General features: G+C 67.9%; 25 protein-coding genes. 10 read left to right on the plus strand and 15 right to left on the minus strand.

The annotated features are described in order from the left end of the window. Positions 1-14 precede the first annotated feature (14 nt). The 7 genes from soxB to ACNKFW_RS15110 all read right to left on the minus strand — a co-directional run bounded on the left by soxB (position 15) and on the right by ACNKFW_RS15110 (position 5,449). Complete coding sequence (gene soxB, locus ACNKFW_RS15080) at positions 15-1,709, minus strand: thiosulfohydrolase SoxB (protein ID WP_418024870.1); 1,695 nt, start codon at positions 1,707-1,709, stop codon at positions 15-17. A gap of 119 nt (positions 1,710-1,828) precedes the next feature. Next, positions 1,829-2,701, minus strand: coding sequence for a sulfur oxidation c-type cytochrome SoxA (gene soxA / locus ACNKFW_RS15085; protein ID WP_024845877.1), 873 nt, complete (start codon positions 2,699-2,701; stop codon positions 1,829-1,831). Positions 2,702-2,735: 34 nt separating this feature from the next. After that, a complete protein-coding gene (gene soxZ, locus ACNKFW_RS15090) occupies positions 2,736-3,065 on the minus strand; it encodes a thiosulfate oxidation carrier complex protein SoxZ (RefSeq protein WP_024845876.1) in 330 nt (109 codons plus the stop codon). Positions 3,066-3,086: 21 nt separating this feature from the next. Continuing rightward, positions 3,087-3,509 carry a thiosulfate oxidation carrier protein SoxY gene (gene soxY / locus ACNKFW_RS15095; protein ID WP_024845875.1) on the minus strand — a complete coding sequence of 141 codons (423 nt, stop codon included), beginning with the start codon at positions 3,507-3,509 and terminating at the stop codon, positions 3,087-3,089. 40 nt (positions 3,510-3,549) lie between these two features. Further along, a complete protein-coding gene (gene soxX / locus ACNKFW_RS15100) occupies positions 3,550-4,023 on the minus strand; it encodes a sulfur oxidation c-type cytochrome SoxX (RefSeq protein ID WP_024845874.1) in 474 nt (157 codons plus the stop codon). A gap of 114 nt (positions 4,024-4,137) precedes the next feature. Further along, a complete protein-coding gene (locus ACNKFW_RS15105) occupies positions 4,138-4,698 on the minus strand; it encodes a SoxW family protein (protein WP_028710431.1) in 561 nt (186 codons plus the stop codon). A gap of 13 nt (positions 4,699-4,711) precedes the next feature. After that, complete coding sequence (locus tag ACNKFW_RS15110; RefSeq protein WP_147428996.1) at positions 4,712-5,449, minus strand: cytochrome c biogenesis CcdA family protein; 738 nt, start codon at positions 5,447-5,449, stop codon at positions 4,712-4,714. Between the two features lie 180 nt (positions 5,450-5,629). Here ACNKFW_RS15110 and ACNKFW_RS15115 point away from each other — a divergent pair, with 180 nt between their 5' ends. The 3 genes from ACNKFW_RS15115 (at position 5,630) to ACNKFW_RS15125 (ending at position 7,476) form a co-directional block, all read left to right on the plus strand. Beyond that, positions 5,630-5,911 carry a thioredoxin family protein gene (locus tag ACNKFW_RS15115; RefSeq protein ID WP_231493225.1) on the plus strand — a complete coding sequence of 94 codons (282 nt, stop codon included), beginning with the start codon at positions 5,630-5,632 and terminating at the stop codon, positions 5,909-5,911. A 122-nt stretch (positions 5,912-6,033) separates the two neighbouring features. Further along, positions 6,034-6,357: an ArsR/SmtB family transcription factor gene (locus ACNKFW_RS15120; protein WP_231486941.1), complete on the plus strand. Its 324-nt coding sequence runs from the start codon at positions 6,034-6,036 to the stop codon at positions 6,355-6,357. A gap of 69 nt (positions 6,358-6,426) precedes the next feature. Beyond that, positions 6,427-7,476, plus strand: coding sequence for a YeeE/YedE family protein (locus tag ACNKFW_RS15125; RefSeq protein WP_147428994.1), 1,050 nt, complete (start codon positions 6,427-6,429; stop codon positions 7,474-7,476). A 329-nt stretch (positions 7,477-7,805) separates the two neighbouring features. Here ACNKFW_RS15125 and ACNKFW_RS15130 read toward each other — a convergent pair whose 3' ends face one another. Together ACNKFW_RS15130 and ACNKFW_RS15135 are read right to left on the minus strand one after the other, a co-directional pair. After that, positions 7,806-11,240, minus strand: coding sequence for a pyruvate carboxylase (locus tag ACNKFW_RS15130; protein WP_147428993.1), 3,435 nt, complete (start codon positions 11,238-11,240; stop codon positions 7,806-7,808). Positions 11,241-11,336: 96 nt separating this feature from the next. Further along, complete coding sequence (locus ACNKFW_RS15135; protein WP_024844432.1) at positions 11,337-11,786, minus strand: nucleoside deaminase; 450 nt, start codon at positions 11,784-11,786, stop codon at positions 11,337-11,339. A 108-nt stretch (positions 11,787-11,894) separates the two neighbouring features. On the opposite strand from ACNKFW_RS15135, the gene ACNKFW_RS15140 reads away from it, so the two are divergent. Beyond that, positions 11,895-13,358, plus strand: coding sequence for a pseudouridine synthase (locus tag ACNKFW_RS15140; protein ID WP_147428992.1), 1,464 nt, complete (start codon positions 11,895-11,897; stop codon positions 13,356-13,358). Positions 13,359-13,471: 113 nt separating this feature from the next. On the opposite strand, the gene hemP is transcribed toward ACNKFW_RS15140, so the two are convergent. Then, complete coding sequence (hemP, locus tag ACNKFW_RS15145) at positions 13,472-13,648, minus strand: hemin uptake protein HemP (RefSeq protein WP_010394206.1); 177 nt, start codon at positions 13,646-13,648, stop codon at positions 13,472-13,474. Positions 13,649-13,823: 175 nt separating this feature from the next. Beyond that, positions 13,824-14,765, minus strand: a complete 942-nt coding sequence (locus tag ACNKFW_RS15150; protein WP_147428991.1) for a zinc ABC transporter substrate-binding protein — start codon at positions 14,763-14,765, stop codon at positions 13,824-13,826. Between the two features lie 80 nt (positions 14,766-14,845). Here ACNKFW_RS15150 and ACNKFW_RS15155 point away from each other — a divergent pair, with 80 nt between their 5' ends. The 4 genes from ACNKFW_RS15155 to ACNKFW_RS15170 all read left to right on the plus strand — a co-directional run bounded on the left by ACNKFW_RS15155 (position 14,846) and on the right by ACNKFW_RS15170 (position 17,308). Beyond that, entirely contained in the window at positions 14,846-15,340 is a 495-nt protein-coding gene (locus tag ACNKFW_RS15155) for a Fur family transcriptional regulator (RefSeq protein ID WP_024844435.1), read from the plus strand. Then, positions 15,337-16,101 (plus strand): metal ABC transporter ATP-binding protein, encoded by a 765-nt coding sequence (locus ACNKFW_RS15160; RefSeq protein ID WP_147428990.1) that lies wholly within the window; start codon positions 15,337-15,339, stop codon positions 16,099-16,101. The genes ACNKFW_RS15155 and ACNKFW_RS15160 overlap by 4 nt, the downstream gene beginning before the upstream one ends. 6 nt (positions 16,102-16,107) lie before the next feature. Further along, complete coding sequence (locus ACNKFW_RS15165) at positions 16,108-16,890, plus strand: iron chelate uptake ABC transporter family permease subunit (protein ID WP_147428989.1); 783 nt, start codon at positions 16,108-16,110, stop codon at positions 16,888-16,890. Positions 16,891-17,104: 214 nt separating this feature from the next. Continuing rightward, entirely contained in the window at positions 17,105-17,308 is a 204-nt protein-coding gene (locus ACNKFW_RS15170; protein WP_024844438.1) for a hypothetical protein, read from the plus strand. A 157-nt stretch (positions 17,309-17,465) separates the two neighbouring features. Here the strand turns inward: ACNKFW_RS15170 and ACNKFW_RS15175 are convergent, their stop codons facing one another. The 4 genes from ACNKFW_RS15175 to ACNKFW_RS15190 all read right to left on the minus strand — a co-directional run bounded on the left by ACNKFW_RS15175 (position 17,466) and on the right by ACNKFW_RS15190 (position 22,783). Continuing rightward, on the minus strand, positions 17,466-18,131 hold the full coding sequence (locus ACNKFW_RS15175; RefSeq protein ID WP_024844439.1) for a YjbF family lipoprotein: 666 nt from the start codon (positions 18,129-18,131) through the stop codon (positions 17,466-17,468). After that, positions 18,128-20,314, minus strand: coding sequence for a YjbH domain-containing protein (locus tag ACNKFW_RS15180; protein WP_418024876.1), 2,187 nt, complete (start codon positions 20,312-20,314; stop codon positions 18,128-18,130). The genes ACNKFW_RS15175 and ACNKFW_RS15180 overlap by 4 nt, the downstream gene beginning before the upstream one ends. An 89-nt stretch (positions 20,315-20,403) precedes the next feature. Then, a complete protein-coding gene (locus tag ACNKFW_RS15185) occupies positions 20,404-21,273 on the minus strand; it encodes a hypothetical protein (protein ID WP_147428986.1) in 870 nt (289 codons plus the stop codon). A gap of 127 nt (positions 21,274-21,400) precedes the next feature. Beyond that, on the minus strand, positions 21,401-22,783 hold the full coding sequence (locus ACNKFW_RS15190) for an L-serine ammonia-lyase (RefSeq protein ID WP_147428985.1): 1,383 nt from the start codon (positions 22,781-22,783) through the stop codon (positions 21,401-21,403). Between the two features lie 228 nt (positions 22,784-23,011). Here ACNKFW_RS15190 and dusB point away from each other — a divergent pair, with 228 nt between their 5' ends. After that, entirely contained in the window at positions 23,012-24,046 is a 1,035-nt protein-coding gene (dusB, locus tag ACNKFW_RS15195; RefSeq protein WP_024844443.1) for a tRNA dihydrouridine synthase DusB, read from the plus strand. After that, entirely contained in the window at positions 24,043-25,200 is a 1,158-nt protein-coding gene (locus ACNKFW_RS15200) for a two-component system sensor histidine kinase NtrB (protein ID WP_024844444.1), read from the plus strand. The genes dusB and ACNKFW_RS15200 overlap by 4 nt, the downstream gene beginning before the upstream one ends. Positions 25,201-25,207: the final 7 nt, after the last annotated feature.

Below are 25,207 nucleotides of genomic sequence, written 5' to 3' on the forward strand. Positions count from 1 at the left end.
CTCCTTCGTGATTGTCAGACCCCGGTCACGGTGACCGAGGTGTTGGGTTGCAGGCGGACGGTGCCGATCTTGCGGATATGCGCCTCGACCACGTCCCAGATTTGCGGGCCCTCGGTGCCTTCGTTGACCGAAGCCCAGCCGGCGACTGTGTAGGATTTCGCAGGTTCGATGGCCTCGCCCGTGTCGGCCAGCGCCATGGCGTCGATCCGGCTGCCCATCGGCTTGGACACGTCGATCGCATAGGCCAGCCCGCCCACGCGCACCATGTCGCCGCCCTGCTGGTAATAGGGATCGGTATTGAAGATGTTGTCGGCCACGTCTTCCAGCACGGTTTTCAGCGTCTCGCCGGTCATCTCGGTGCGGTAGACCGCGCCATAGGTCATCGAGGTGACGTTGTGGATGTCCTCGCGCGTGATCGCGTCGCCGGGCAAGAGCGTGGTGCCCCAGCGCACGCCCGGCGACAGCGCGATCTGCACGTCGCGCTCGGTGCGGATGGCGTCACAGATCAGATCGTCCCAGGAGCCGTTGAAATTGCCGCGGCGGTAGAGCAGGCTTTCGGTGGTGCCGATCCTTTCCTCGAGCTGCGCCTTGAAGGGCGCGCGCTCGGCGTCGATCAGCGCGGCCATGTCGGCATCCGGCGTGATCACGTCCGAGAAGATCGGGATCAGCTTGTGGCGGAAGCCCATCATCTTGCCGTCGCGCACGTCCAGGTCGACGCGGCTGACGAATTTGCCGTTCGAGCCGGTAGCGATCAGGATCGTCTCGCCGATCAGGATCGGCTCGGGCACCGCGTCATGGGTATGGCCCGACAGGATCACGTCGATGCCCTTGACCCGGCCGCCCATCTTCTTGTCCACGTCGAAGCCGTTATGCGACAGCACCACGACCAGGTCGACGCCCTCGGCGCGCAGCTCGTCCACGACCTGCTGCATCCGTTCCTCGCGGATGCCGAAGCTGTATTCGGGGAACATCCATTTCGGGTTGGCGATGGGCATGTAGGGGAAGGCCTGGCCGATGACGCCGATGCGCTGGCCGCCGCGCTCGAAGATCTTGTAGGGCTCGAAGGCCGGCTCGTCCCACTCCACGTCGAAGATATTTGCGCCCAGGAAGGGAAACTTCAGTTGCGTCTCGACGATTTCCTTGACCCGCTCGGTGCCATAGGTCCATTCCCAATGGCTGGTCATGGCATCGACGCCAAGCGCGTTCATCACATTGACCATGTCCTGTCCCTTGGTCAGGAACGAGGTCATGGAACCGTGCCAGGTGTCGCCGCCGTCGAGCAGGATCGAGTCGGGCCGGGCGGCGCGGATCGCCTTGACCACGGTCGCGACCCGGTCCATGCCGCCCATCCGGCCATAGCCGCGCGCCAAGGCCTCGAAATCCGGGTAGCTGAGCGCATAGGCATCGCCCGAGCCGGGCGCGATGCCGAACATCTTCTGGAACTCGGCGCCGGTGACATGGGGCACCTGGCCCTTGGCGTCGCCCACGCCGATGTTGATTTCGGGCTCGCGGAAATAGATCGGTTTCAACTGGGCGTGGATGTCGGTCACATGGATCAGCGTCACATTGCCAAAATCGTCGAATTGCAGCAGCTGGTCCTGGGTCAGCGCCTGCTGCGCCGCCACCCGCGACCATGTCCCGAAACCCGAGGCCCCGACCAGGGCCGAGGAGGCCATGGCGACCTGAATGAACTCACGTCGGGTAATCATGCCCCGGTTACTCCTGTGCGTTTCGGACAAGACTCTCCCGTCGCGCCAAGGCGCGCCGAAGCATTGCCCTTTCGATTGGTAAGGAACGGGCCGCCGGCTGGGCCGGCGGCCGCAAGGCTTCAGTGCCGGACCGAGACGCCTTCGACCGAAAGGCCGTTGCCGCGCGAGGCGACGTAAAGCTCCAGCGCCTTGAAGTCGTCCGAGCCGGCCTTGAAGGTCTCGGCGCGGGTGTCGCGGACGCAGCCGACGAAGCGGTGCTGCGCCGTCACCATGCCCGAATCCTTCAGGCGATAGGTTGGAAAGCCGTTGATCTGGCCCTGGCTCAGGTGGTCGGCGCGGATCATGTTGCCGGCATTGTCCTCGTGGCAATTGGCGCAGGACATTTCCAGCTGGCCATAGCGGGTATAGTAGATTTCCTTGCCATGTTCCCAATAGGGGGCAGCGGGACCGTCGATCTTGACGTTGACCGCCATGCCGCGCGACTGAAGCGAGATCAGCGACAGCATGTCCTTCATGTTATCCGAGGTGACGCCCCATTTCTCCAGGCCCATCCGCTCGGTCACGCAGGCGTTGACGTAATCCTCCATGATCATCAGCTTGCCGGTATGCTCGTCGACCCGCGGCATGACGGCGCGCAGGCCGGCCATGGATTCAGGCCCCTGGTGGCAGCTGGCGCAGCTTTCGCCGTTGACGCCCATGGCCGCGTTCCACTTGTCGAGGCCGCGATCCACGAAGACCATGGCGGGGTTGTCGAAATCGTCCCGCTCAAGATCCCGCGTGCTGTCGTCGCGAAAGTGCCAGCCGGAATAGATCGTGTCGAACGTATCGGCCAGAAAGGCGGGCGGTGCGGTCTTGGTCACGATCTCGACCGGTCCGCTGTCGGTTTCGATGACCAGCCCGTCCTCGACCGGGTCCGCGAAGGCCGCGCCCGCTAGGGCGAGGCCAAGGGCCGTGGCGGCCAAGGTGCCTTTTGTCTTGGTAAAGCGCGGCATCGCGTCTCCTCCCTGGATCTGGATGTTGCGGCGCTTAGGCGACTGCGATCGGCTTCACGTCTTCGTAGACGGAGCCGTCGTCGTCATACCAGGTGAACTTGAACTCTCCGGCCGCATCGACCTTGGCGTCGAACTCGAAATAGGGATTGGTCGAGACCGCCGGGTCGATCGCCACGTCCACCACGTTCACCCCGTTCAACTCGCAAGTGAAGCGGTTGATGATCGAGCGCGGGATCAGCTTGCCATCGGCATCCTTGCGCTGGCCCGATTCCATCTTGTGCGAAATCAGCGCCTTGACGGTGACCGTTTCGCCGGCCTTGGCCGAGCTCGGAACCTTCACGCGGGGCTTTGCATCATCTGCCATCGTAATCTCCTGTTACTGGACTCAGCCGCCGCAGCCGCCGATGGTGACTTTGACGGTGGTCTGGGCCTTCACGACCGAGCCATCGGCCATCTTCGCCAGGGCGATCACGTCCTGGGTCTGGGCCAGGCGGATGCGGGTGGCGGCGCGCTGGTCGGCGGCGGCGGGACCGAAGTTGAAGGTGGCGACCGCCGGCTCGGGGTTGCCCGCGGCCAGCAGCATGATCGCCACCGCGCCCGGAGCCTTGACCTCGATCGGCACGGTATTGCCGTTCTCGGCGATTTCGGGCGCGGTCAGGGTCAGCCCGCCTTCGCCCGTCGCAGCGCCGCCGGTGAAGGCTGCGGTCAACTCGTCAACGGTGCTCGCCATCACGGCCTTGCCCGGCAGGGCGGCGGCGGCAAGCCCGCCAAAGCCGATCCAGAGCGCCTCGCGTCTTGAAAGGATCATGTCGTTCTCCTTGGATTGTCGAGCCTGTAGAGATCAGGCGTCATTCCTTCAGCGTCACGAGGAAGGCCACGACATCCTCGATCTGCTGCGCGTTCAGGATGGGGGCCAGCGGCTCGGCCCCGGCCTTGCCGGAAAAGCCGTCGCCGGGCCGGACAAAGCCGTCCACCTTGTAGAAGGCCGGCATGAAGGTGCCCTCGAAGGTCATCTTCGCATTGGCGACGATGCCGCGTAGCTGGGCCTCGGTCCAGCGATCGCCTGCGCCGTCCAGCGGCGGGGCGATGGTGCCCGGAAACTCGACGTCCGGCAGCGCCCCGATCTGGTGGCAGGCCACGCAGTTGCCAAGCGCGTTGGTGGTCATGATCCGCACCCCTTCCTCGGGGTTGCCTGGGGCGCCGGTCAGGGAAGCCTCGACCGCGCCTTCGACATAGACCACTTCCTTAGGTGCCGTTTCACAGATGGCAGGCGTGGCAATGGCCATGGCCACTACCGACGCATACCATAGATGGCTGCTCATGCTGTCCTCCCTGTGCTCTCCCTGGGGTGATGATAGCGAATGGATGCCGATCCTTACAACAGAAATATAGCAATTTTTGAATATTTATATGTATGCCTGTTCGAAAGGGATGACTCAGTTCTTGTGCTCCAGCTCCCGCGCCAGAAACTTTTGAAAATGCTCGCCATTTTCATAGCCATGCGCGCGCACCCAGGTCAGCAGGGCGCTGGTGGTGCCCTTGCCGAACGCGCCCGGCATCATCGCCACGGCCGCCTGGGCGGCGGTCTTCTCTGCCGGCACCTCTTCGGGCAGGAAGATCATCGTCGGCGTGAACATGACGCCCCAGCGCACGGCCATGTCCTTTTCCGAAAGGGCGGTGCCGTCGAAATCCGTGACCTCGACATCGCCGAACAGGTTCATCTGCACGACGAAATAGCCGTCGCGGATCAGCGCATCGATCTCGGGGTCGGGAAAGACCTTCTCGTGCATCTCGGCGCAATAGATGCAGCCGCGCTGCTCGACCAGGATCAGCAGGCGCTTGTCCTGCGCATTGGCCTCGGCCAGATCCTCGCGCAGATCCTTGAAGGTCTCGCGCAGCCAGGTGGGCTTGTGCAGGCCGTCGTCGCCGATTTCGGCGGCGGCTGCGGGTGCTGCCGCCAGTAGCAGGCAGGCGGCCAGGGCGCGGATCGGTTTCATGGTCGGGCTCCTCTCAGGTAAGCGTGGCTGTCCAGTCGAAGTTGCGAATCATCCAGTCGGCGATGGCATTGACGGAATTGGTGGCGATCAGGATGCCGAAGACGATCAGCATCACCCCCATGGCCTTTTCCACATGCCCCATCACCGCGCGGTGCCGCGCGACCCAGGACAGGAACGGTGCCGCGAAGAACGCCGCCAGCACGAAGGGCAGGGTCATCGCCAGGCCGTAGACCACCAGCAGCAGCCCGCCGCGCCACAACTCGCCCATGCCCGAGGCCACCATCAGGATCGCCGCCAGCGCCGGTCCCACGCAGGGCGTCCAGCCAAAGCCGAAGGCCAGCCCCATCACATAGGCGCCGATCAGGGTCGAGGGCTTGGCCTCGGTCTGCACCCGCGCCTCGCGATAGAGCAGGCCGATCCGCAGCACGCCCAGGAAATGCAGGCCGAACAGGACCAGCACTCCGGCCGCCACCCAGGACAGGGTTCCCTTCCATTGCGCGAAGGCCTGACCCAGCGCCGTGGCGCCCAGGCCCAGCATCAGGAAGATCGTGGTCACGCCCAGGGCAAAGGCCAGCGCGCGCAAAACCATCCGCTGGCGCGCTCCTGCCGCCACGGTACCGCCGTCGCGCAGTTCGCGCACCGACGCCCCGGCCATGTAGGACAGGTAGAACGGCACCATCGGCAGGATGCAGGGAGAGAGAAAGGACAGCAGCCCCGCCAGTGCGGCCCCGCCATAGGTGACATCAAGCATCGGCTCCCCCCGAGTGCTGCCGGGCTGCCGATGCTTGCCCGGCCGCCGGCGTTATATTAGAATATTCCTATGTTCAAATTATGGCGTCAATCCCGTTGTGGAATCTCCCTGCCCAGGCCCCTGCTGCTGGCGCTGCTTGCCGCGGCATGGCCGGCTGGGGCGGCAGAGCTGCGGCTCTTGATGTTCGAACAGCCCGGCTGCCTTTATTGCGCGCGCTGGGACGCCGAGATCGCGCCGCAATATCCGCTGACCGACGAGGGCAGGGCGGCGCCGGTGCAGCGGCTGCAGATGCGCGACCCCTTACCCCCGGGCCTGGAACTTGCCCGGCCCGTGACCTTCACGCCCACCTTCGTGCTGATGGCCGGCGACGTCGAATCCGGGCGCCTGGAAGGCTATCCGGGCGAGGATTTCTTCTGGCCCATGCTGGCCAGGCTGATCGGTCAGGCCGAGCCGGGGCAATGATCCCCGCGCCCTGGATCCGCGATAAATTGGCCCAGTCCTCCGGTTGGGGTTGCCGCGCGCCGGCTTACCCGGCATTTAGGAAAGAAGGGAATGGGGATGAGCCCTTGGGCGGTATCGAGAACATCCGGCAGGAACCGGAACAGGAAGCCGATTTCGACGCGCTGATCAAGGCTGCGAACGATGCCTCGACCTTTCTGAAGGCGCTTGGCCATGACGGCCGCCTCATGATCCTGTGCTATCTGATGAGCGGCCCGAAAAGCGTGACCGAGCTGGAAAACCTGCTGTCCTCGCGGCAGGCCGTGGTCAGTCAGCAATTGGCGCGGCTGCGCCACGAGGGGTTGGTCAGCGCCAGGCGCGACGGTCAGACGATCTTTTATTCGATCCTCGATCCCAAGGTCGTTGACTTGCTTGCCGTTCTGAAAAAGCTGTTCGAGACGGATTGCTGACCCGCGGGGAGGCAGGGGCGGCACCGGGAGGCCGCGGAACAGGACTTCCGCGGGGATGGGAGAGACGCGATGGATGAGCTGCCCTATGGAGTGCTGGCCGCCCTGGTCGGGCTGGCAGGCGGGATCGTGCTGGGACTTGCCGCCCGGCTCGGGGATTTCTGCACGCTCGGCGCGCTGGAATCGGCGGTCTATGGCAAGGATGCCCGGCGGCTGCGGCTTTGGGGGGTGGTGTTGGGCGTGGCGATCCTGACCACGCAGGCGTTGGCCCTGATCGGCTGGATCGAGCTGGAGAACAGCTTCTATCACACGATCCAGTGGAACCCCTGGGCCTCGATCGTCGGCGGGCTGGTGTTCGGCTATGGCATGGCCATGGCCGGGAATTGCGGCTTCGGCGCGCTGGTGCGCTTCGGCAGCGGCGACCTGCGCTCGCTGGTGGTGGTGGTGGTGATGGCGATCATCGGCTTCATCGTCCTGTCCGGGCCGCTGGCGCCGCTGCGCGTATTGCTGTTCCCCCAGCCCGAGGCAAGCGGCCCGCAAGGCATCGTCCACGACCTTGGCCTGCTTGGCCTGCCGGCACCGCTTACGGTGGTGCTGTTCGGTGTCGCGGCGTTGGCCTGGGGGCTGGGATATGCGCCGCTGCGGGCAAGGCCGCAGATGATCGCCTGGGGCGCGGCTGCGGGCCTTGCGGTCAGCTGGTGCTTTTTCGGCACCAGCTGGCTTTACGATCACAGCCTTGGCGCGGTGCAGATCGAGGGGCCCTCCTTTACCGCGCCGGTGGGCCGGACGCTGATCTACCTGATGACCTCGACCGCGGGCGGGATCACCTTTTCCGTGGGCTCGGTCGTCGGCGTCATGGCCGGGGCGCTGATCGGCTCGATGATCCGCGGCCTGTTCAAATGGGAGGCTTGCGAGGATCCCCGCGAGCTTGGCCGGCAGGTCGGCGGCGCGGCGCTGATGGGCGCCGGCGGCGTGGTGGCGATGGGCTGTTCGGTCGGCCAGGGGGTTTCGGCTTTCGCCGCCTTGGCATGGTCCGGCCCCGTCACGCTGATCGCCATCGCGGCTGGCGCCGCATTCGGGCTGCGTCGCCTGATCGGCGGCTTCCAGAACGCCGTGGACTGAAGCCATTCGTCCTGCCGGTCGGGCTACGGGCGGCAGCGTCCCGCAGGCACGCAAGGGGCGGGCGGTCTTCGCCTTGCCGCAGGACCGGGCCGGAGGCTTCGATCCCGCCCGACCGCGCAAGGTGCCGGTCGTTTCCGTGCGGCTCCGTCTCGCGTCGGTCCCAGGGGCGATGTCCTGCCGGGCGGCCAAGGGGGCGGGCCGCAGCGAAAGGCGGCTCCCGCCCGGGCAGTCATCCTGTCCGCCTGCGCTTCGGGACTGCGATGCCGCTGCCGCGCGCCTTGAAACGCGGGGTTGCGGCCGGGGCGCCTGTCGCGCCCCGGCCGATTGTCTCACTCCATCTCGATCATGAGGTCTTTCGCGTCGATCTGCTCGCCCGGCCGGACATGCAGCGCCTTGATCACCCCGGCTCGGTCGGCATGGATGGCGGTTTCCATCTTCATGGCCTCGATGGTCAGCAGCAGGTCGCCAGGGTTGACCTTCTGGCCTTGCGTGACCGCGACCGAGGCGACGACGCCGGGCATCGGGGCGCCCAGGTGGCCCTCGTTCGCCGGGTCGGCCTTGGGACGGGCGGCGGTCTGCGACTTGACCAGGCGGTTCGGCACCCGGATCACCCGGGGCTGGCCGTTCAGCTCGAAGAAGACCTTCACCTCGCCCTTCTCGTCGGTCTCGCCCACGGTCTGCAGGCGGATCTCCAGCGTCTTGCCGGGGTCGATCTCGGCCTCGATCTCCTCGCCCGGCTCCATGCCGTAGAAGAAGGTCCGCGTCGGCAGCACCCGCACCGGGCCGTATTGCCGGTGCCGGCCCATGTAGTCCAAAAACACCTTGGGATACATCAGGTAGCCGTTCAGATCCTCGTCATCGACCGCCTTGCCTTCCAGCTGGCGGATCAGGTCGGCGCGGGTGGCCTCCAGGTCCACCGGCGGCATCGCCGCGCCGGGGCGGGCGGTCAGGGCTGGCTCGCCCTTCAGCACCTTCTTCTGCAAGGCCGCCGGCCAGCCCCCGGGCGGCTGGCCCAGGTTGCCCTTCATCATGTCGACGACCGAATCGGGGAAGGAGACCTCGACGCCCGGATCCTCGACCTGCGCCCGGGTCAGGCCCTGGGCCACCATCATCAGCGCCATGTCGCCCACCACCTTGGAACTGGGCGTGACCTTGACGATGTCGCCGAACATCCGGTTCACCTCGGCATAGGCCTGGGCCACCTCGTGCCAGCGGTCCTCGAGGCCGAGCGAGCGCGCCTGGGCCTTGAGATTGGTGAACTGGCCCCCCGGCATCTCGTGCAGCCAGACCTCCGAGGCCGGGGCCTGCAACCCGCTCTCGAAGGCGGCGTAATGCTCGCGCACCGCCTCCCAGTAGTTCGAGATCCGGCGGATCGCCTCGATGTCCAGCCCGGTGTCGCGATCGGTATGGCGCAGCGCCTCGACCACCGAGCCCAGGCAGGGTTGCGAGGTATTGCCCGACAGCGCGTCCATGGCGCAGTCCACCGCATCCACCCCGGCCTCGGCCGCGGCCAGGATCGAGGCGCCGGCAATGCCGCCGGTGTCATGGGTGTGGAAATGCACCGGCAGGCCGATCTCCTCCTTCAGCGCGCGGACCAGAATCGAGGCCGAGGCGGGCTTCAACAGCCCCGCCATGTCCTTCAGCCCCAGCACATGCGCGCCGGCGTCGCGAAGCTCGCGCGCCATCTTCAGGTAATAGTGCAGGTCGTATTTCGAACGCGCGGGATCGAGCAGGTCGCCGGTATAGCAGATCGTGCCCTCGCAGATCTTGCCGCTCTCGATCACCGCATCCATGGCGACGCGCATGTTCTCGACCCAGTTCAGGCTGTCGAAGACCCGGAACACGTCCACCCCGGTCTTCGCCGCCTGGCGGACGAATTCCTGCACCACATTGTCGGGATAGTTGGTGTAGCCGACGCCGTTCGAAGCCCGCAGCAGCATCTGCGTCATCAGGTTGGGCATGCGGGCGCGGATGTCGCGCAGCCGCTGCCAGGGGCATTCCTGCAGGAAGCGATAGGCGACGTCGAAGGTCGCGCCGCCCCAGCATTCGACCGAGAAGAGGCCGGGGAGGTTCGCGGCATAGGCCGGCGCCACCCGGATCATGTCGATCGAGCGCATCCGCGTCGCGAGCAAGCTCTGGTGGCCGTCGCGCATCGAGGTGTCGGTGATCAGCAGCCGCTTCTGGTCCAGCATCCAGTCGGCGACGGCTTTCGCCCCCTGTTCCTCCAGCAGCTGCCTTGTGCCCGGCGCCGGCTCGGCCTTGGCCGCGGGCGGCACGGGAATGCGCGCCTCGGCCGGCGGCAGCGGGCGGCCGGCGGTCTCGGGATGGCCGTTCACGGTGATGTCGGCGATATAGACCAGGAGCTTCGTCGCCCGGTCGCGGCGCTTGCGGAACGCGAACAGGTCCGGCGTGGTGTCGATGAACTTGGTCGTATAGCTGTCGTCGAGGAAGGTCGGGTGCTTCAGCAGGTTGATGACGAATTCGATATTCGTCGCCACGCCGCGCACCCGGAACTCGCGCAAGGCCCGGTCCATCCGCGCGATGGCCTTTTCCGGCGTCTGGGCATGGGCCGTGACCTTGACCAGCAGAGAATCGTAATAGCGGGTGATGACGCCGCCGGAATAGGCGGTGCCGCCATCGAGCCGGATGCCGTTGCCGGTCGCCGAGCGATAGGCGGTGATGCGGCCGTAATCGGGGATGAAGTTGTTCAGCGGATCCTCGGTCGTGACCCGGCATTGCAGGGCATGGCCGTTCAGATGCACGTCCTCCTGCCGGGCGACGCCGGTGGCCTCGGCCAGCGTCGCGCCCTCGGCGATCAGGATCTGGCTCTGCACGATGTCGATGCCGGTGACCTCCTCGGTCACGGTATGCTCGACCTGGACGCGTGGGTTCACCTCGATGAAGTAGAACGCCTGGCTGTCCATATCCATCAGGAACTCGACGGTGCCGGCGTTGCGGTAGCCGACGGCGCGGCCGATCCGCAGCGCCAGTTCGCAGACCTCGGCGCGCTGTTCGGGGGTCAGGTAGGGCGCCGGGGCGCGTTCCACGACCTTCTGGTTGCGGCGCTGCACGGTGCAGTCGCGTTCATAGAGGTGATAGAGCCCGCCATGGCCGTCGCCCAGAAGCTGCACCTCGACATGGCGGGCGCGCAGGATCATCTTTTCCAGGTAGCCCTCGCCATTGCCGAAGGCGGCCTCGGCCTCGCGCCGTCCCTCGCGCACCTTCTCGGGCAGCTCCTCGGGGCCCATGATCGGCCGCATGCCGCGCCCGCCGCCGCCCCAGCTGGCCTTGAGCATCAAGGGATAGCCGATCTCGGCGGCCTCACGCTTGATCGCCTCCATGTCCTCGCCCAGCACCCCGGTGGCCGGGATCACCGGCACGCCGGCCTGGATCGCCACGCGCCGCGCGCTGGCCTTGTCGCCAAGCGCCCGCATGGTGTCGGCGCTCGGCCCGATGAAGGTGATCCCCGCCGCGGTGCAGGCATCGACGAAATCGGGGTTCTCGGACAGAAGTCCATAGCCCGGATGGATGGCATCGGCGCCGGATTCTTTCGCCACCCGGATGATCTCGGGGATCGACAGATAGGCCGCCACCGGCCCCAGGCCGCCGCCGATGCGGTAGGCCTCGTCCGCCTTGAAGCGGTGCAGGCTCAGCTTGTCTTCCTCGGCATAGACCGCGACCGTCTTCTTGCCAAGCTCGTTCGCAGCCCGCATCACGCGGATCGCAATCTCGCCACGGTTCGCTACCAGAATCTTACGGAACATGCAGTCCCCCCTTGTTCGCCCGGCGGGCATCCTATCCATGCTGCGGTGCAGCGCAAGCACCCTTCGCGACGCTTTCGTGACGCGGGTTTTCTCATCTCAGCGGCGTTCGCGAAAGAATTCTTGCAGCAGCCGGCGCGATTCTTCTGCCGAAATGCCGTCCACGATCTCGGGCCGGTGGTGACATTGTGGATGGTCGAAGACCCGTGCGCCATGATGCACGCCGCCCATGCGCGGATCCTCGGCCCCGTAATACAGTACCGCGATCCGGGCGGCCGAAATGGCGGCGGCGCACATCGGGCAGGGTTCCAGCGTCACCCAGAGCCGCGCGCCGGGCAGGCGTTCCGAGCCCAGGGCGGCGCAGGCAGCGCGGATCGCCAGGATCTCGGCATGGGCGGTCGGGTCGCGCATCTCGCGCGTGCGGTTGCCGGCCTGGGCCAGCACCTGCCCGTCGGCGCCGATCAGCACGGCGCCCACCGGCACCTCGCCGCGCCGGGCGGCGGCGCGGGCTTCCTCCAGTGCGGCGGGCATGTGCGAGGCAAAATCCATGCGCGCTTTTCGCCTGCGCGTGCCCCTTGCGCAAGAACTGCTTTCCATCCTGCGGCGTTAAGCGTAAAAGCACCGCTTTGCCACCGCAGAGATGCGCAGGAGATCGCCATGACCGACACGCCCGAAACCGCCCCGAAACTCGCCGCCGCCAAGCCTGCCGCCAAGCCAGAGCGCATCGCAAAGGTGATGGCGCGTGCCGGCGCCGCCTCGCGCCGCGAGGCCGAGCGGATGATCTTGGAGGGCCGCGTGACGGTGAACGGGCAAAAGATCGACAGCCCGGCGCTGGACGTGACACCCTCGGACAGGATCCGTGTCGACGGCAAGCCGCTTGACGAGCCGCAGGAGACGCGGCTGTGGCTTTACTACAAACCGGTCGGTCTCGTGACCTCGGCCTCGGACGAAAAGGGGCGGCAGACGGTGTTCGACGCCCTGCCGCGCGATCTGCCGCGGGTGATGACCGTGGGCCGGCTCGACCTGAACTCCGAGGGGCTGCTGCTTCTGACCAATGACGGCGAGCTGAAGCGCCGGCTGGAACTGCCGACCACCGGCTGGCTGCGGCGCTATCGCGTGCGGGTGAACGGCCAGCCCAACGACCTGACCTTCGCGCCGCTGCGCCGCGGGGTCACCATCGATGGCGAGGAATTCGCGCCGATGGAGATCAGCCTGGACAGCCAGCAGGGCGCCAATGCATGGCTGACCGTCGGCATCCGCGAGGGCCGCAATCGTGAGATCCGCCGCGCCATGGCCCATGTCGGGCTGATCGTGAACCGGCTGATCCGCATCGGCTATGGCCCGTTCAAGCTGACCGGGCTGGAGGAGAACGAGGTGCGCGAGGTCAAGCGCAAGGTGCTGCGCGACCAACTGGGCGGGCTTCTGACCGGCGAGGCCGAGGACAAGCCGCGCAGCTTCCGCGAGCGCGGCGCGGCCGAGGGCGATGCCCGCCCGCGCAAGCCGCGCGAGGACGGCGAGCGCAGGCCCTTTGCGCGCCGCGAGGATGGCGAGCGCAAGCCATTTGCCCGTCGTGAGGATGGCGAGCGCAGGCCCTTTGCCAAGCGGGCCGAGGGCGACGCCCGTCCGCGCAAGCCACGCGAGGATGGCGAGCGCAAGCCCTTTGCGCGCCGTGAAGACGGCGAGCGCAAGCCTTTTGCCAAGCGGGCCGAGGGCGACGCCCGTTCGCGCAAGCCGCGCGAGGATGGGGAACGCAAGCCCTTTGCGCGCCGCGAGGATGGGGAACGCAAGCCTTTCGCCCGGCGTGAGGATGGCGAGCGCAGGCCCTTTGCGCGCCGCCCGGAGGGCGAAGGCAAGCCCGCGCGCGATACCAAGCCTTTCGGCAAGGGTCCGCGCGGCGGTCAGCCCGGTTTCAAGGGCGGCGCGAAAGCCGCCGAGGGCGAGCGCGGCTTCAAGCCGCGCGGCGAGGCAGGCTTCAAGCCCAAGGGCCAGGGCAAGCCTGCCCGCGGCTTCCAGCCCGGCAAGCCCGGCGCAAAATCCGGCACCAAACCCGGCGCCCCAAAAACCAGTCACGCCCCCGGAAAGGGAGCGCGGCCAGAGGGAAAAGGCCCGCGGCGCGGATGATCGCGCCGGCGCGGATGATGCGACATCGCGGAACGTCGGGATGATCGCGGCCCCGCTGCATCGCGCAATGCGGAGGAAAGGCCCGCCTGCGGGGCCGGTCCCTCGCCTGCGGCTTACTTGGTCAGGATCAGCTTGCCGGCGCGGGTGATGCGCAGGTTGTACACCTGGTCGCCCAGCACGATCAGCGCCTGATTGCCGCCGGCAGTCAGCAATTCAGCGTCATATTCGGGAAGTCGTTGCAGGGCGGTCACGCCGGGACGCGTGAATTCGGCGGGGCGGGTCGCGGTCATGTCCAGTTCCTCGTTTCTGTCGCGGTGAGTGCAACCTGACAAATTTTCTAAGAGATGTCAAAGGAAAATAGTCGGGAATTGTTCATGACGCAATAGCCTGATTTAAAAAGAGAAAAGCGGGCCATTTCAGGCCCGCCTCTCCGTCGCCCCTGGATGCGGCGCTGGTTTTGACAGATCAGTCTGCTCCCAGGCAATCGGCCAGCGCCGAGGCCATGCCGCGCAGGATCTCGACGTAAAGCCCGGCGCCGGGGCGCGCGCCGGCACCTTCCGGGTCGAGCGCGGCACCTTGGCGAACGTCGCTGCCTTCGATCACCGCGGCGATCAGTTTCGGATCGTGATTCGCCTCGGGAAAGGCACAGACCGCGCCCTTTTCGGCGATCTCGCCGCGAATCGCCTGGAGCCGCGCGGCCGAGGGTGCCGAGGCATCGCCCAGGCTGACCGCGATGGTCGGCTCCAGCCCGTAATGCCCGGTGAAATAGCCATAGGCATCATGGAAGACGATGAAACGCTTGCCCTGGACGGGGGCCAGCATGGCCTTCAGTTCCTCGTCCAGCGCGGCGATCTGCTCGGTCGCCTTCGCGGCATTGGCGGCATAGACGGCGGCATTGTCGGGGTCGCGGCGGGACAGGGTTTCGGCGATGGCGGCCAGCCAGGCTTGCCCGTTCGCCGGGTCCAGCCAGGCATGGGGATCGGTGCCGCTGTGATCATGGCCTTCATGCCCATGTTCCTCGGCGTGGCCGTGATCGTGGTCATGGTCATGCGCGCCGCCGGCATAGTCCCGGCGTTGCGTGGCGGGCAGGTCCAACAGGGTCAGCATCTCGCCCTGCGGGGCAAGGCTCGTGGTTGCGCGTTCCAGCCAGGGGGTCAGTTCCGGGCCGACCCAGACCAGCAGGCCGGCATCCTGTAGGCCGCGCGCCTGGCTGGGGCGCAGCTGATAGTCATGCGGATCGCCGCCGGATTGCAGCAGGATCTCGGGCTGGCCCAACTCGCCCATGACCTGCTGCACCAGGGCGCCGACGACCGGGATGTCGGTCACGACACGCGGCACCTCGGCCCAGGCGGGCAGGGCGGTGCTGCCCAAGGTGGCGGCAAGAAGCAGGGAAGAATATCGGATCATGGCGGACTCACTTGCGGAAACGCCAAGGTTATTTATGTTATATCGTAACTCGTCAAGCGGAAATGTAACGATATAACATCATGGCCAGCCCGGACTCCCCCCCCGACCCGTTCCACGAACACGACCATGCCCATTGCGCGGCAGCGGTGCTGCGCCGCGCCGAGGAACAGGCAAGGGTCGAGGGCGTGCGCCTGACCCCGGTGCGCCGGCGCGCACTGGAGATCCTGCTGGAATCGCATCGCGCCATGGGCGCCTATGAGGTGCTGGAGCGGCTGTCGGCCGAAGGCTTCGGCAAGCAGCCCCCCGTGGCCTATCGGGCGTTGGATTTCCTGGTCGAGCAGGGGCTGGCCCATCGTGTCCAGCGGCTGAACGCCTATGCCGCCTGCCTTTCGGCCGAGCGCGACCATTCGCCCGCCTTCCTGATCTGCCGCGGCTGCGAGCAGGTGGCCGAGGCCGATGCACCCGATCTGCGCGCGGCGCTGGACCGGCTGGCCGGGGCCTCGGGCTTTCGCATCGAGCGCAGCACCGTCGAGCTGCTGGGCCTTTGCGCGCGCTGCACCGAGGCCGGCCTGTGACGGCGCTGATCCATGCCACCGACCTGTCGGTCAGCCATGGCGGCGACCTGCCGGTGCTGAACCATGTCGATTTCCTGATCCGCCCCGGCGAGATCGTCACCGTGGTGGGGCCGAACGGCTCGGGGAAATCGACGCTGGTGCGGGCGCTTCTGGGCCATGTCGCGCTGGCCTCGGGCCGGGTCGAGCGGGCGCCGGGGCTGCGCATCGGCTATGTGCCGCAGCGCGTGCATATCGAGCGGGCGATGCCGATGACCGTGCGCCGCTTCCTGTCGCTGCCGCGCCGGGTGGGCGATGCGCAGGCCGCCGCGGCGCTGGAACGGACCGGCGTGCCGGGGCTGGAGCGGCGGCAGATCACCGCGCTCTCGGGCGGGCAGTTCCAGCGCGTGCTGTTGGCCCGCGCCCTGCTCAGCGACCCGCAGCTTCTGGTGCTGGACGAGCCGACGCAGGGCCTGGACCAGCCCGGCATCGTCGCCTTCTACAAGCTGATCGAGGAGGTCAGGGCCGAGACCGGCGCCGCCGTGCTGATGGTCAGCCACGATCTTCTGGTGGTCATGCGCGCCTCGGACCGGGTGGTGTGCCTCAACGGCCATGTCTGCTGCGAGGGCACGCCGCAGGCGGTCAGCGCCGCCCCCGCCTATCGCGCCATGTTCGGCGCCGAATCGCAGGGCACGCTGGCGCTTTACCAGCATCACCACGACCACGACCACGACCATGTCGCAGAGGGCCATCGCCACGGCCCGGCCTGCGCCCATACGCATTGAGGCCCCATGCTTGACGATTTCCTGACCCGAGCCGTGCTGGCGGGGCTTGGCCTTGTACTGGCGACGGGGGCGCTGGGTTCCTTCGTGGTCTGGCGCCGCATGGCCTATTTCGGCGATTCGACCGCCCATGCCGCGATCCTGGGCGTGGCGCTGAGCTTCGTCTTCTCGCTGCCGATCTATCTGGGCACGCTGGCGGTGGCGGTGGCCATGGCGCTGATCGTGGCGCAGCTTACCGCGCGCGGGCAGTCCATGGACACGGTGCTGGGCGTCATGGCCCATAGCGCGCTGGCGCTGGGGCTGGTGGGGGTCAGCTTCGTGCCCTCGCTGCGGGTGGGGCTGGACGCGTTCCTGTTCGGCGACATTCTGGCCGTGACCCGGACCGACCTGGCCTGGATCTGGGCCGGCGCGGCGGCGGTCCTGGGATTGCTGATCTGGCGCTGGCAGCGGCTGGTGACGGCTTCGGTGAACGAGGAACTGGCCATGGCAGCGGGAATCGATCCGGCGCGCGAGCGGCTGATCCTGTCGCTTGCGCTGGCGCTGGTGGTGGCCATCGCGATTCGGATCGTGGGGGCGCTGCTGATCTCGGCCATGCTGATCGTGCCGGCAGCGGCGGCGCGGGGATTCTCTGCAACGCCCGAGCGGATGGCGGGTTCCGCCACCCTGATCGGCGCGGTTTCGGTCCTTGGCGGACTTTGGGCAAGCCTTTGGTTCGACACGCCCGCGGGTCCCTCGATCGTGGCCTGTTCGGCGCTGATTTATGCAGCAACATTGGTGGCTTGCAGGAAATGATCCAGGCTTGCGCGCAGGCGGGAACCCGCGAGTTTCCGCCGATCCGGCGGCGGCATCTCGCCGAGCGCAAGAGGTGTTGGCTATTATGCAACAGTCGCCCGAGGCGCGCGTGATTTCCCGATCAAGACCGCTTTCCAAGTCCTTGGGATTATGCGACTGTCTCAGCGATGTTGCCGGAAACGGCAGCCGTCAAAGTACTGAACGGAGCATGATCATGACCAAATTCGCTACCTTCGCCCTGGCCCTGGGCCTGTCGGCTTCGACCGCTCTCGCCGGTGGCTATGTTGCCCCGGTCGTTGAAGTCGAGCCGGTTGTCGTTGACGAGAAGCCCGCTTCGACCAACGCTGGCCTCGTCGTTCCGGCTCTGCTGCTGCTGGGCGTCATCGCCGCCATCGCCTCGGATGACGACGACAGCTGATCGCTGAACGGAACCTCGGTTCCGCGAAGTTTCAGAGGGGCTGGCCATTGGTCAGCCCCTTTTTTCATGTCCGACGCCTTGCCGTTCGCCGCCCGGCCGGAGGCATGAAAAAACCGGCCGCGCGGGGCCGGTTTTCATGTCGTCTCTCGCGGGCCCGTCAGGGGCGCAGCACCTGGATGGTGATATAGCCCAGCCGCGGCCCGAGCCATTGCCGCGACACCGGCAGATGCCCGCCCTGCGGCATGAAGCTGTTCTGGAAACGTGCCCCGTGGCCCTCGCAGCTTTCCAGGATCACGCCCGCCGCCGGTCCCGGCCCGGTGGTGCAGTTAAAGCTCAGCGGCCTCTCCAGCCCGTCACCGCTGTAATAGCGCATGACGCGCGGGGCCGAGCCCGAGCGGCCGGCGCGGATCAGCGCCTCGGTCTGCGGCTCGGCGACGGACAGGTCGTTGCCCAGCCCCCGCGTGCCGATCACCATGCCGTCGCGCAGGATCAGCGCCTCTTTCGAGGGCGCCATATAGGTGCGCATGGCGCCGTTCTGGCCGGTCATCGCCATGACCTGCGTCCGGCCAAGCGATTCGAAGCCCACCAGGATCAGCGGCGCCGGGTTGACCCGCAGCGCCTCGGCGGCCATCTGCTCGGGCGTGCGCGGGGCCGGGGCCTCCTGCGCCTCGCCGCCGCGCATTCCGGCCAGGGTGCTGCCGGCCGTCTTGGCGGCAATCAGCAGCGGGTTGGCCTCCCGGCCGGTATCGTCGTTGCCGCAGGCGGCCAGGCCGGCGATGAGCAGCGCCGAAAGGGCGGCCTTGTGGATACGGGTCGCGATCATCGCCAGAACCTCCCCCAGCCTTGGTAAAGTTTGACGGATTGCGCGTCCCGGACCTTGTCGTAGAGCCGCCCGTCCACGTTCACCCGCGCCCCGCCGTCACGCGACAGCGACCGCAGCGTGCTGCTTGCGCGATCCCGCGTCGGCGTGCCCGCGGCCCAGGAAATCGGCAGCGAGATGGTGATGCCCTTGTCGAACGAGCCCTCGCCGAACTGCTCCTCGCTCATGTCGGTCTTGGTGGCGAAGGCGCCCACGCGCCAGCCGTTGGCGAATTCCCGCGTCAGGGTGATGGTCGCGCCCTTGTCGCCGGCCAGGTACTTGCCGACATCCAGCTGTGCGGTGAAGCCGTTGGCGAACTCGTAATAGGCCGACAGATGCCCGGTCGTGACCTCGTAGTCGCGGAAGCCGAAGATGTCCTCGAAATCGCGCTTCTTCACCCGGTTGATCTCGGCCCCGAAGGCCAGCGGCGAATTGGCCGGCTTCCACAGCACCTCGCCCGAGACGCCGCCATAGGCGCGTTCCAGCAGGCCCACGGTCAGGCGGGTATAGACCGTCTCGGTGGGCTGGGCATACCAGGCCAGCGTCAGCTCGGGGATGGTCGGGCTGTCATTGCCGGTATACATGCGCGTATCCGAGCGGACCCGAGGCACGCCCCGGAAGAACTCGTTAGCCGGATCCGAAATGTATTCTTCGGGCGTATAATGATGGCCACGCTCTCCGCCCACCAGCTCGGGGGGGATCCCCGGCCCGCGCTGCTCCATGCTGCCGAAGGCGCGCTGGCGCAGCGTTCCTGACAGGATCAGGCCCGGCGTGATCTCGTAACTGGCCTTGAGTTGCGCGCCGACCTCATAGCGCAGCGGATCTTGCGGATCGAACAGCCCCAGTTCCAGATAGGGCCCGAGGTTCCAGCGGAAGCGCGGGAACAGGCCCGGCGTCGTCACCAGATCGCCCGGCCGCGGCTCGGCATCGACCAGTTGCGCGGCCTGGGCGATGCGGCCGGCCTCGGTATTTTCCAGCCGCTCGACATCCGAACGCTTCAGCACCACGGACGAGGTCGCCATGCCCTCGGCGTTCGAGGTGATGACCAGCGTCTCGACCGAAGGCGGCAGGGCGCGGGTCATCAGCCGCGCGGTGCGGCCCACGGCCTCGGACTGCTGGATATAGCGGGTATTGCGGATGCGGACCTCGGCCCGGTTCGCCGACAGGGCCATGGATTCCAGCACCTGGCCCTCATCGGCCAGCGCGTCTTTCAGCGCGGTCTGGATCGCCGGTTGCGCGGTCGGATCGGCCGACCAGGCGCCCGACCAGCCCTCCGGGTCGGCGGCGGGTGCAGGGCGCGGCCTGACCGGCGCCGGCGCCTTTTCCAGCCCCGAGGGGAAGGGCGCGTTGCGCGGGTTCAGCGCAAAGCTGAACTGCGCGCCGAAGATGTCCCCGCCCAGCGTATAGAGGCCCAGCTGATATTGCGGGTTGAAGGTGTAATAGGCGCCCAGGTTGAACTGGCTGCCAGGGGCTTCCTCGGTCCCCCTGCGCGTCTCGGGCCGGTATTTGTCGCTGGAATATTCCGCGACCAGGCTCAGCTTGTCGTTGACCTGCCAAGTGACCGAGCCGAAGGGCTTGGGACTGCCGGAGAACCAGTCCTCGACATTGGGCTTGCCACCCTCATCGCCATCGGGTTCGCGAAACTGGCCGGCCAGACGGCCCCAGCCGATGCCCAGGCTGGCGCGGATGTTGGGGGTGATGGTCTTGCTGGCGACGATGTATTCGCCGGAATAGACCCCAGTGCCCAGGAAGTCCTGAAGCCCGACCGCGACGACGGGGCGCCAGCCGGCCTCGTCCAGGAATTGGAAGCGGATGTCGAAGGACCGGTCCCAGATATGACCCAACTGATTGTGGTCGGTCATCCCCTCGACCCGGGAATAGCGCAGCGCGGTGGTGATGCGCGGGTGCAGCTGGAAGACGACGTTATGGCGCCGCCCCAGCTCGTTATAGGACACGGTGCCGCCCAGGGTGCCGTCGGGCAGCATCTCGGCCGTGGGGGTTTCGACCCCGCCCGGCAGGCCATAGCTGTTCAGCACATCGCCTATCAGCGGATCGGTGCGGGCCGGGCTGGTGCCGAGACCCAGAAGCAGCGCAACTGGCACGGTCGAGGCCAGCAGGCGACGGGTAAGCATCGAATGGGCGCGCATCGCGGCTCCTCTCAGGTCGTGGCCCGCAGCGGGGCGGCGGGTTGGGCCGGCGCCGCGCGGGCCTTGCCGCACGGCGCCCGGATCTTGGCTCATTCGCTCGGGGCGGGCGGCTCGGGCAGGATCAGGGCCGGGGCCGGGACGCCGCCGGCCGCATCCGACCCGCCGGCAGCCGGAGCGGTCCCCGGCGCGGCCGGGCTGTCGGCAGCGGGCGCTTCGGCATCGGCCGCCGTGCCGTTGGCCGGGGTCTCGGCCGTGCTGTCCGCCGAGGGGGCGGTCGAGGACGTGCTACCGGGCGCCGTGGTCGCGGGCGCGGTGCCGGTCGCGGGCGTGGTGGGACCGGTAGGCTCGGCCGGAGTGGTCGCCGGGGTTTCCGTCTCGGGCGCTTCCGCCGCCGCCTCGGTCTCGGGCTTGGCCGCGGGCGCTGCCGGCTTCGGCTGGGTCTTGGGCTTGGGGGCCGCGGACGAGGCGCGCACCTGTGCCTTGGGCATGGTGTCGGTCGGAGCGGCGCAGCCGCTCAGGCGCTGGCTGCCGACGCGCAGCCGCGCGGTGAAGGGTGTCTTCTGCCCGCCCATCTCGCATTCCGCCGCCTGGATGTTCAGCGCGAAGACCGAACCGTTCATCGAGCCGATGAACTCGACCCCCCGGCCATAGGCCATGCGCCGCACGGTGACGCCGACGGATTTCGCGCCGGGCCGTTCATAGACGGCGGTCTTGTCGGCGGCGGTCACGGTCCAGCCCGACCCCGCGGCGCGGAACATGGCGGTGCCCAGCGTGCTGGCCTCGGCGGTGGCGACGGGCTTGCCCTCGGCGCCGGTCTCGATCGGCTGTTCCAGCGGCGAGACGCTGGGCGGGCCGGAATGGGCGGGGGTTTCGGGTTCGGAGGACTGGAAGGGCAGTTCGCCGCAGGCGGCAAGGGCTACAGTCATCGTAAGAACGGCGAATGCCGAACGGAATTTCATCTGCTCAGTCCCGGTTCCGTAGGTTTTGCTTATGCTGATTGGCTACAGGAAGGGCAGGGCCGGGGCAAGCGCCGACAGGGGGCGGTCCGCGCCAAACCCCCGCTTTGCGCGATTCTTCGCACGCGACTCAGCAGTTCGGCACATTGACGGCCAGACCGCCCAGCGAGGTTTCCTTGTATTTGTCGCTCATGTCGCGGCCGGTCTGGCGCATGGTCTCGATGGCGGCGTCCAGCGGCACGAAATGCTGGCCATCGCCGCGCAGGGCCAGGCTGGCCGCCGAGACCGCCTTGATGGCGCCCAGGCCGTTCCGCTCGATGCAGGGCACCTGCACCAGCCCCTTCACCGGGTCGCAGGTCATGCCCAGGTGATGCTCCAGCGCGATCTCGGCGGCGTTCTCGACCTGGGTGGGGCTGCCGCCCATCGCGGCGCAGATCCCCGCTGCCGCCATGGCGCTGGCCGATCCGACCTCGGCCTGGCAGCCGCATTCCGCGCCCGAGATCGAGGCGTTGTGCTTGATGAGCCCACCGATGGCCGCCGCCGTCAGCAGAAACTCGTCGAGTTGGCGTTCCGAGGCGCCCGGCACGTGGTCCAGCCAATAGCGGATCACCGCCGGCACCACGCCCGCCGCGCCGTTGGTGGGTGCGGTCACCACCTGGCCGCCGGCGGCGTTCTCCTCGTTCACCGCCATGGCATAGATCGACATCCAGTCGTTGATAACATGCGGCGCGGTCAGGTTCATGCCGGCCTCGGCCCTCAGCGCCTCGTGGATGGCGGCGGCGCGGCGGCGGATCGACAGCCCGCCGGGCAGGATGCCGCCGGTCGCCAGCCCCCGGTCCATGCAGTCGCGCATGACTTGCCAGATGCGGCGGAGGCCGGCGGAAATCTCGGCATCGCTGCGAAAGACCCGCTCGTTCTCGCGTTTCATCTGGGCGATGGACCTGCCCGATCTTTCGGCCATCTCCAGCATCTCGGCGGCCGAGGCGAAGGGGAAGGGCACCTTGGGCGAGGCGTCGGTGCGGGTGTCGTCGCCGCGCGCCGCCAGCTCGGCCTCGGTCATCACGAAACCGCCGCCGATCGAGTAATAGACCTCGCGGAAGATCACGTCGCCCTGCGCGTCGGTCGCCATCAGCACCATGCCGTTGGCATGGCCGGGCAGGGCGCGGTCATAGTCGAAGATCAGGTCGCGCGCCGGGTCGAAGGCCAGGTCGCCCAGTCCCTCGGGCGACAGGATCCTGGTTTCGCGGTTGCGGGCCAGCGCCGCCTCGGCGGCCTCGGCATCCATGGTTTCGGGCAGGAATCCGGCCAGGCCCAGGATGGTGGCGCGGTCGGTCGCATGACCCTTGCCGGTGAATGCCAGGCTGCCATGCAGGCTGGCGCGCAGCCCGTGCGCGCGGAACGGCTGCTGGCGCAGTGCGTCCAGAAAGCGGCCTGCGGCCACCATCGGCCCCATGGTATGGGACGAGGACGGGCCGACTCCGATCTTGAAGATGTCGAAGACGGAAAGAAACATCGCGCACTCCCTGGCTGGCGCGGCAAGCCTAGCCGCGGACCCGGCGGCAGGCCAGAGCGGTTGCGACAGCGCGCCTGAAGCTCCGCGACATTTGACGAATCCGGGCCTGCCGACTATTTAGGCATCAAGCATTAAAAAGCGGCAAATTCGAGCGCGTCGGGAAAGCCTGCCGATCGGGCGCAAGCCGTTTTCTTTCGCATCCCCGCCGGCTGGCCTACGAGTTTTCCCATGACATTGCCCGAACCCATCATCCTTGGCTCCACGCGGCTCGGCCCGCCGGTCTTCCTGGCGCCCATGGCCGGGATCACCGACCTGCCCTTTCGCCGCGCCGTGGCGCGCCATGGCGGGGCGGGGCTGATGGTCAGCGAGATGGTCGCCTCGACCGAGATGGTGACGCCGCGCCCCTCGACCCGCGCCGCCGTGCGCGCCAAGGCGCTGACCGAGGGCGAATTGCCGGTCAGCGTCCAGATCGCCGGGCGCGAGGCGGGGGCGATGGCGGAAACCGCGCGAATCGTCGCCGGCATGGGCGCGCGCATCGTCGACATCAACATGGGCTGCCCGGCCAAAAAGGTGACGGGGGGGCTGTCGGGCGCTGCGCTGATGCGCGATCTCGACCACGCGCTGGGGCTGATCGACGCGGTGGTCGCCGCCGTGCCCGACCTGCCGGTGACGCTGAAGATGCGGCTGGGCTGGGACGCGGATTGCCTGAATGCGCCAGAACTGGCCGCCCGCGCCGCCGGGGCGGGAGTCAGGATGCTGACCATACACGGCCGCACTCGCGCGCAGTTCTATACCGGCAGCGCCGACTGGAATGCCATCCGCGAGGTCGCGAACCTGCCCGGCCGGCCGCCGCTGGTCGCCAATGGCGATGTGGTGGACGCGGCCTCGGCTCGCGCGGCGCTGCGCCAGTCCGGCGCCGATGCGGTCATGGTGGGCCGCGGCGCCCAGGGCGCGCCTTGGCGGCTGGCGCAGATCGCGCATGCGCTGTGGAACACGCCGGCGCCGGACATTCCCCAGGGCGCCCGCCTGGCCGAGGCGGTGGCCGAGCATTACGACGACATCCTGTCGCTTTACGGGCGCGAACTGGGCCTGCGCGTCGCCCGCAAGCACCTGGGCTGGTATGCCGAGTCGAACGGCGCCCCGAACCGCGCCGAACTCTTGCGCGCGCCCACGCCCGAGGCCGCGCTGGCCGCGATCCGCGCCGGTTTCGGCGATGCCGATGCCGCCCATGCCAATGCCCAGGCGACCGAGGTGCCCTCATGACAAGCCGGCCCAGGTCCGACATCCTGCCCGATCCCGAGATGGAGGCCGGCGGCGGTTTCACCCCGGCAGAGGTCGGGCCGAACTGGGCGGCGCTTCCCTTGCCCGCGATCATCCTGGACGCAGAGGGCCGGATCGCCGCGATGAACGACCTGGCCGAGGCTTTCCTGAACATCTCCTGCCGCTCGTCGCTGGGGCAGGCGCTGGAAGGGGCCGAGATGCTCAAGCGGCTGCGCATCGTGCCCACACTGGGCTCGATCCTGGAGCGGATGCGCGAGGGCCATGACGCGCTGAACCGCGCCGGCGTGCGTTTCGAGATCGGCGACCGCTCGGGCGGGCATTCCGACCGCATCGGCACCATCCATGCCGGCCCCGCGCCCAGCCCGGCGGGAGGCACGGTGATCCTGATCTCGCCCCTGGAGGGGGCCGGGCGGCTTGGGCAGGGGCAGGCGGCGCGCTCGGCCGCGCGTTCGGCCATCGGCATGGCCGAGATGCTGGCGCATGAGATCAAGAACCCGCTGGCCGGCATCCGCGGCGCGGCGCAGCTGATCGGCATGAACCTCAAGGCCGAGGACCGCGACCTCGCCGACCTGATCGTGGCGGAATCGCGCCGCATCGTCGAATTGCTGGACCAGGTGGAACGCTTCGGCGACACCTCGGCGCCGCGGCTGGCGGCGGTGAACATCCATGACGTGCTGGAGCGAGTGCGCCGCTCGGCCGCGGTGGGCTTCGGCAAGGGGTTGCGCATCGTGCCCGATTACGACCCCTCGCTGCCGCCGGCGCTGGTCGATGCCGACCAACTGGTGCAGGTCTGCCTGAACCTGGTCAAGAACGCCGCCGAGGCCATCGGCCGGACGGGGCAGGGCGGCAGCATCCGCCTGCGCAGCTTCTACGACGGCACCCTGCGGCTGGCGCCGACCGAGGCCGAGCCGCAGGGCCGCAGCCTGCCCCTGCAGATCGAGATCGAGGATGATGGCCCCGGCATCCCCGAAACGCTGATCGCCGAGGTCTTCGAGCCCTTCGTCTCGGGGCGCGAGAACGGCACCGGCCTCGGCCTGGCGCTGGTTTCCAAGATCATCACCGACCACGGCGCCTGGATCGCGCTGGAATCCCGCCCCGGTCGCACCGTTTTCCGCATTTCACTGCCCAAAGCCTGAGGTTTTC

This window comes from Paracoccus sp. TD-10 (assembly GCF_048270675.1).
GTDB lineage: Bacteria > Pseudomonadota > Alphaproteobacteria > Rhodobacterales > Rhodobacteraceae > Paracoccus > Paracoccus pantotrophus.

Coding starts and splice junctions, on each gene's coding strand:
- ACNKFW_RS15155 (WP_024844435.1), top strand. CDS start 14,846: ATGGCCAGCCCGGACTCCCCCCCCGACCCGTTCCACGAACACGACCAT.
- ACNKFW_RS15110 (WP_147428996.1), bottom strand. CDS start 5,449: ATGCTTGATGTCACCTATGGCGGGGCCGCACTGGCGGGGCTGCTGTCC.
- ACNKFW_RS15180 (WP_418024876.1), bottom strand. CDS start 20,314: ATGCGCGCCCATTCGATGCTTACCCGTCGCCTGCTGGCCTCGACCGTG.
- soxX (WP_024845874.1), bottom strand. CDS start 4,023: ATGAGCAGCCATCTATGGTATGCGTCGGTAGTGGCCATGGCCATTGCC.
- ACNKFW_RS15130 (WP_147428993.1), bottom strand. CDS start 11,240: ATGTTCCGTAAGATTCTGGTAGCGAACCGTGGCGAGATTGCGATCCGC.
- ACNKFW_RS15115 (WP_231493225.1), top strand. CDS start 5,630: ATGTTCGAACAGCCCGGCTGCCTTTATTGCGCGCGCTGGGACGCCGAG.
- ACNKFW_RS15140 (WP_147428992.1), top strand. CDS start 11,895: ATGACCGACACGCCCGAAACCGCCCCGAAACTCGCCGCCGCCAAGCCT.
- ACNKFW_RS15150 (WP_147428991.1), bottom strand. CDS start 14,765: ATGATCCGATATTCTTCCCTGCTTCTTGCCGCCACCTTGGGCAGCACC.
- hemP (WP_010394206.1), bottom strand. CDS start 13,648: ATGACCGCGACCCGCCCCGCCGAATTCACGCGTCCCGGCGTGACCGCC.
- soxZ (WP_024845876.1), bottom strand. CDS start 3,065: ATGGCAGATGATGCAAAGCCCCGCGTGAAGGTTCCGAGCTCGGCCAAG.
- ACNKFW_RS15135 (WP_024844432.1), bottom strand. CDS start 11,786: ATGGATTTTGCCTCGCACATGCCCGCCGCACTGGAGGAAGCCCGCGCC.
- ACNKFW_RS15165 (WP_147428989.1), top strand. CDS start 16,108: ATGCTTGACGATTTCCTGACCCGAGCCGTGCTGGCGGGGCTTGGCCTT.
- ACNKFW_RS15175 (WP_024844439.1), bottom strand. CDS start 18,131: ATGATCGCGACCCGTATCCACAAGGCCGCCCTTTCGGCGCTGCTCATC.
- soxB (WP_418024870.1), bottom strand. CDS start 1,709: ATGATTACCCGACGTGAGTTCATTCAGGTCGCCATGGCCTCCTCGGCC.
- ACNKFW_RS15190 (WP_147428985.1), bottom strand. CDS start 22,783: ATGTTTCTTTCCGTCTTCGACATCTTCAAGATCGGAGTCGGCCCGTCC.
- ACNKFW_RS15105 (WP_028710431.1), bottom strand. CDS start 4,698: ATGAAACCGATCCGCGCCCTGGCCGCCTGCCTGCTACTGGCGGCAGCA.
- ACNKFW_RS15185 (WP_147428986.1), bottom strand. CDS start 21,273: ATGAAATTCCGTTCGGCATTCGCCGTTCTTACGATGACTGTAGCCCTT.
- ACNKFW_RS15200 (WP_024844444.1), top strand. CDS start 24,043: ATGACAAGCCGGCCCAGGTCCGACATCCTGCCCGATCCCGAGATGGAG.
- dusB (WP_024844443.1), top strand. CDS start 23,012: ATGACATTGCCCGAACCCATCATCCTTGGCTCCACGCGGCTCGGCCCG.
- ACNKFW_RS15170 (WP_024844438.1), top strand. CDS start 17,105: ATGACCAAATTCGCTACCTTCGCCCTGGCCCTGGGCCTGTCGGCTTCG.
- soxA (WP_024845877.1), bottom strand. CDS start 2,701: ATGCCGCGCTTTACCAAGACAAAAGGCACCTTGGCCGCCACGGCCCTT.
- ACNKFW_RS15125 (WP_147428994.1), top strand. CDS start 6,427: ATGGATGAGCTGCCCTATGGAGTGCTGGCCGCCCTGGTCGGGCTGGCA.
- soxY (WP_024845875.1), bottom strand. CDS start 3,509: ATGATCCTTTCAAGACGCGAGGCGCTCTGGATCGGCTTTGGCGGGCTT.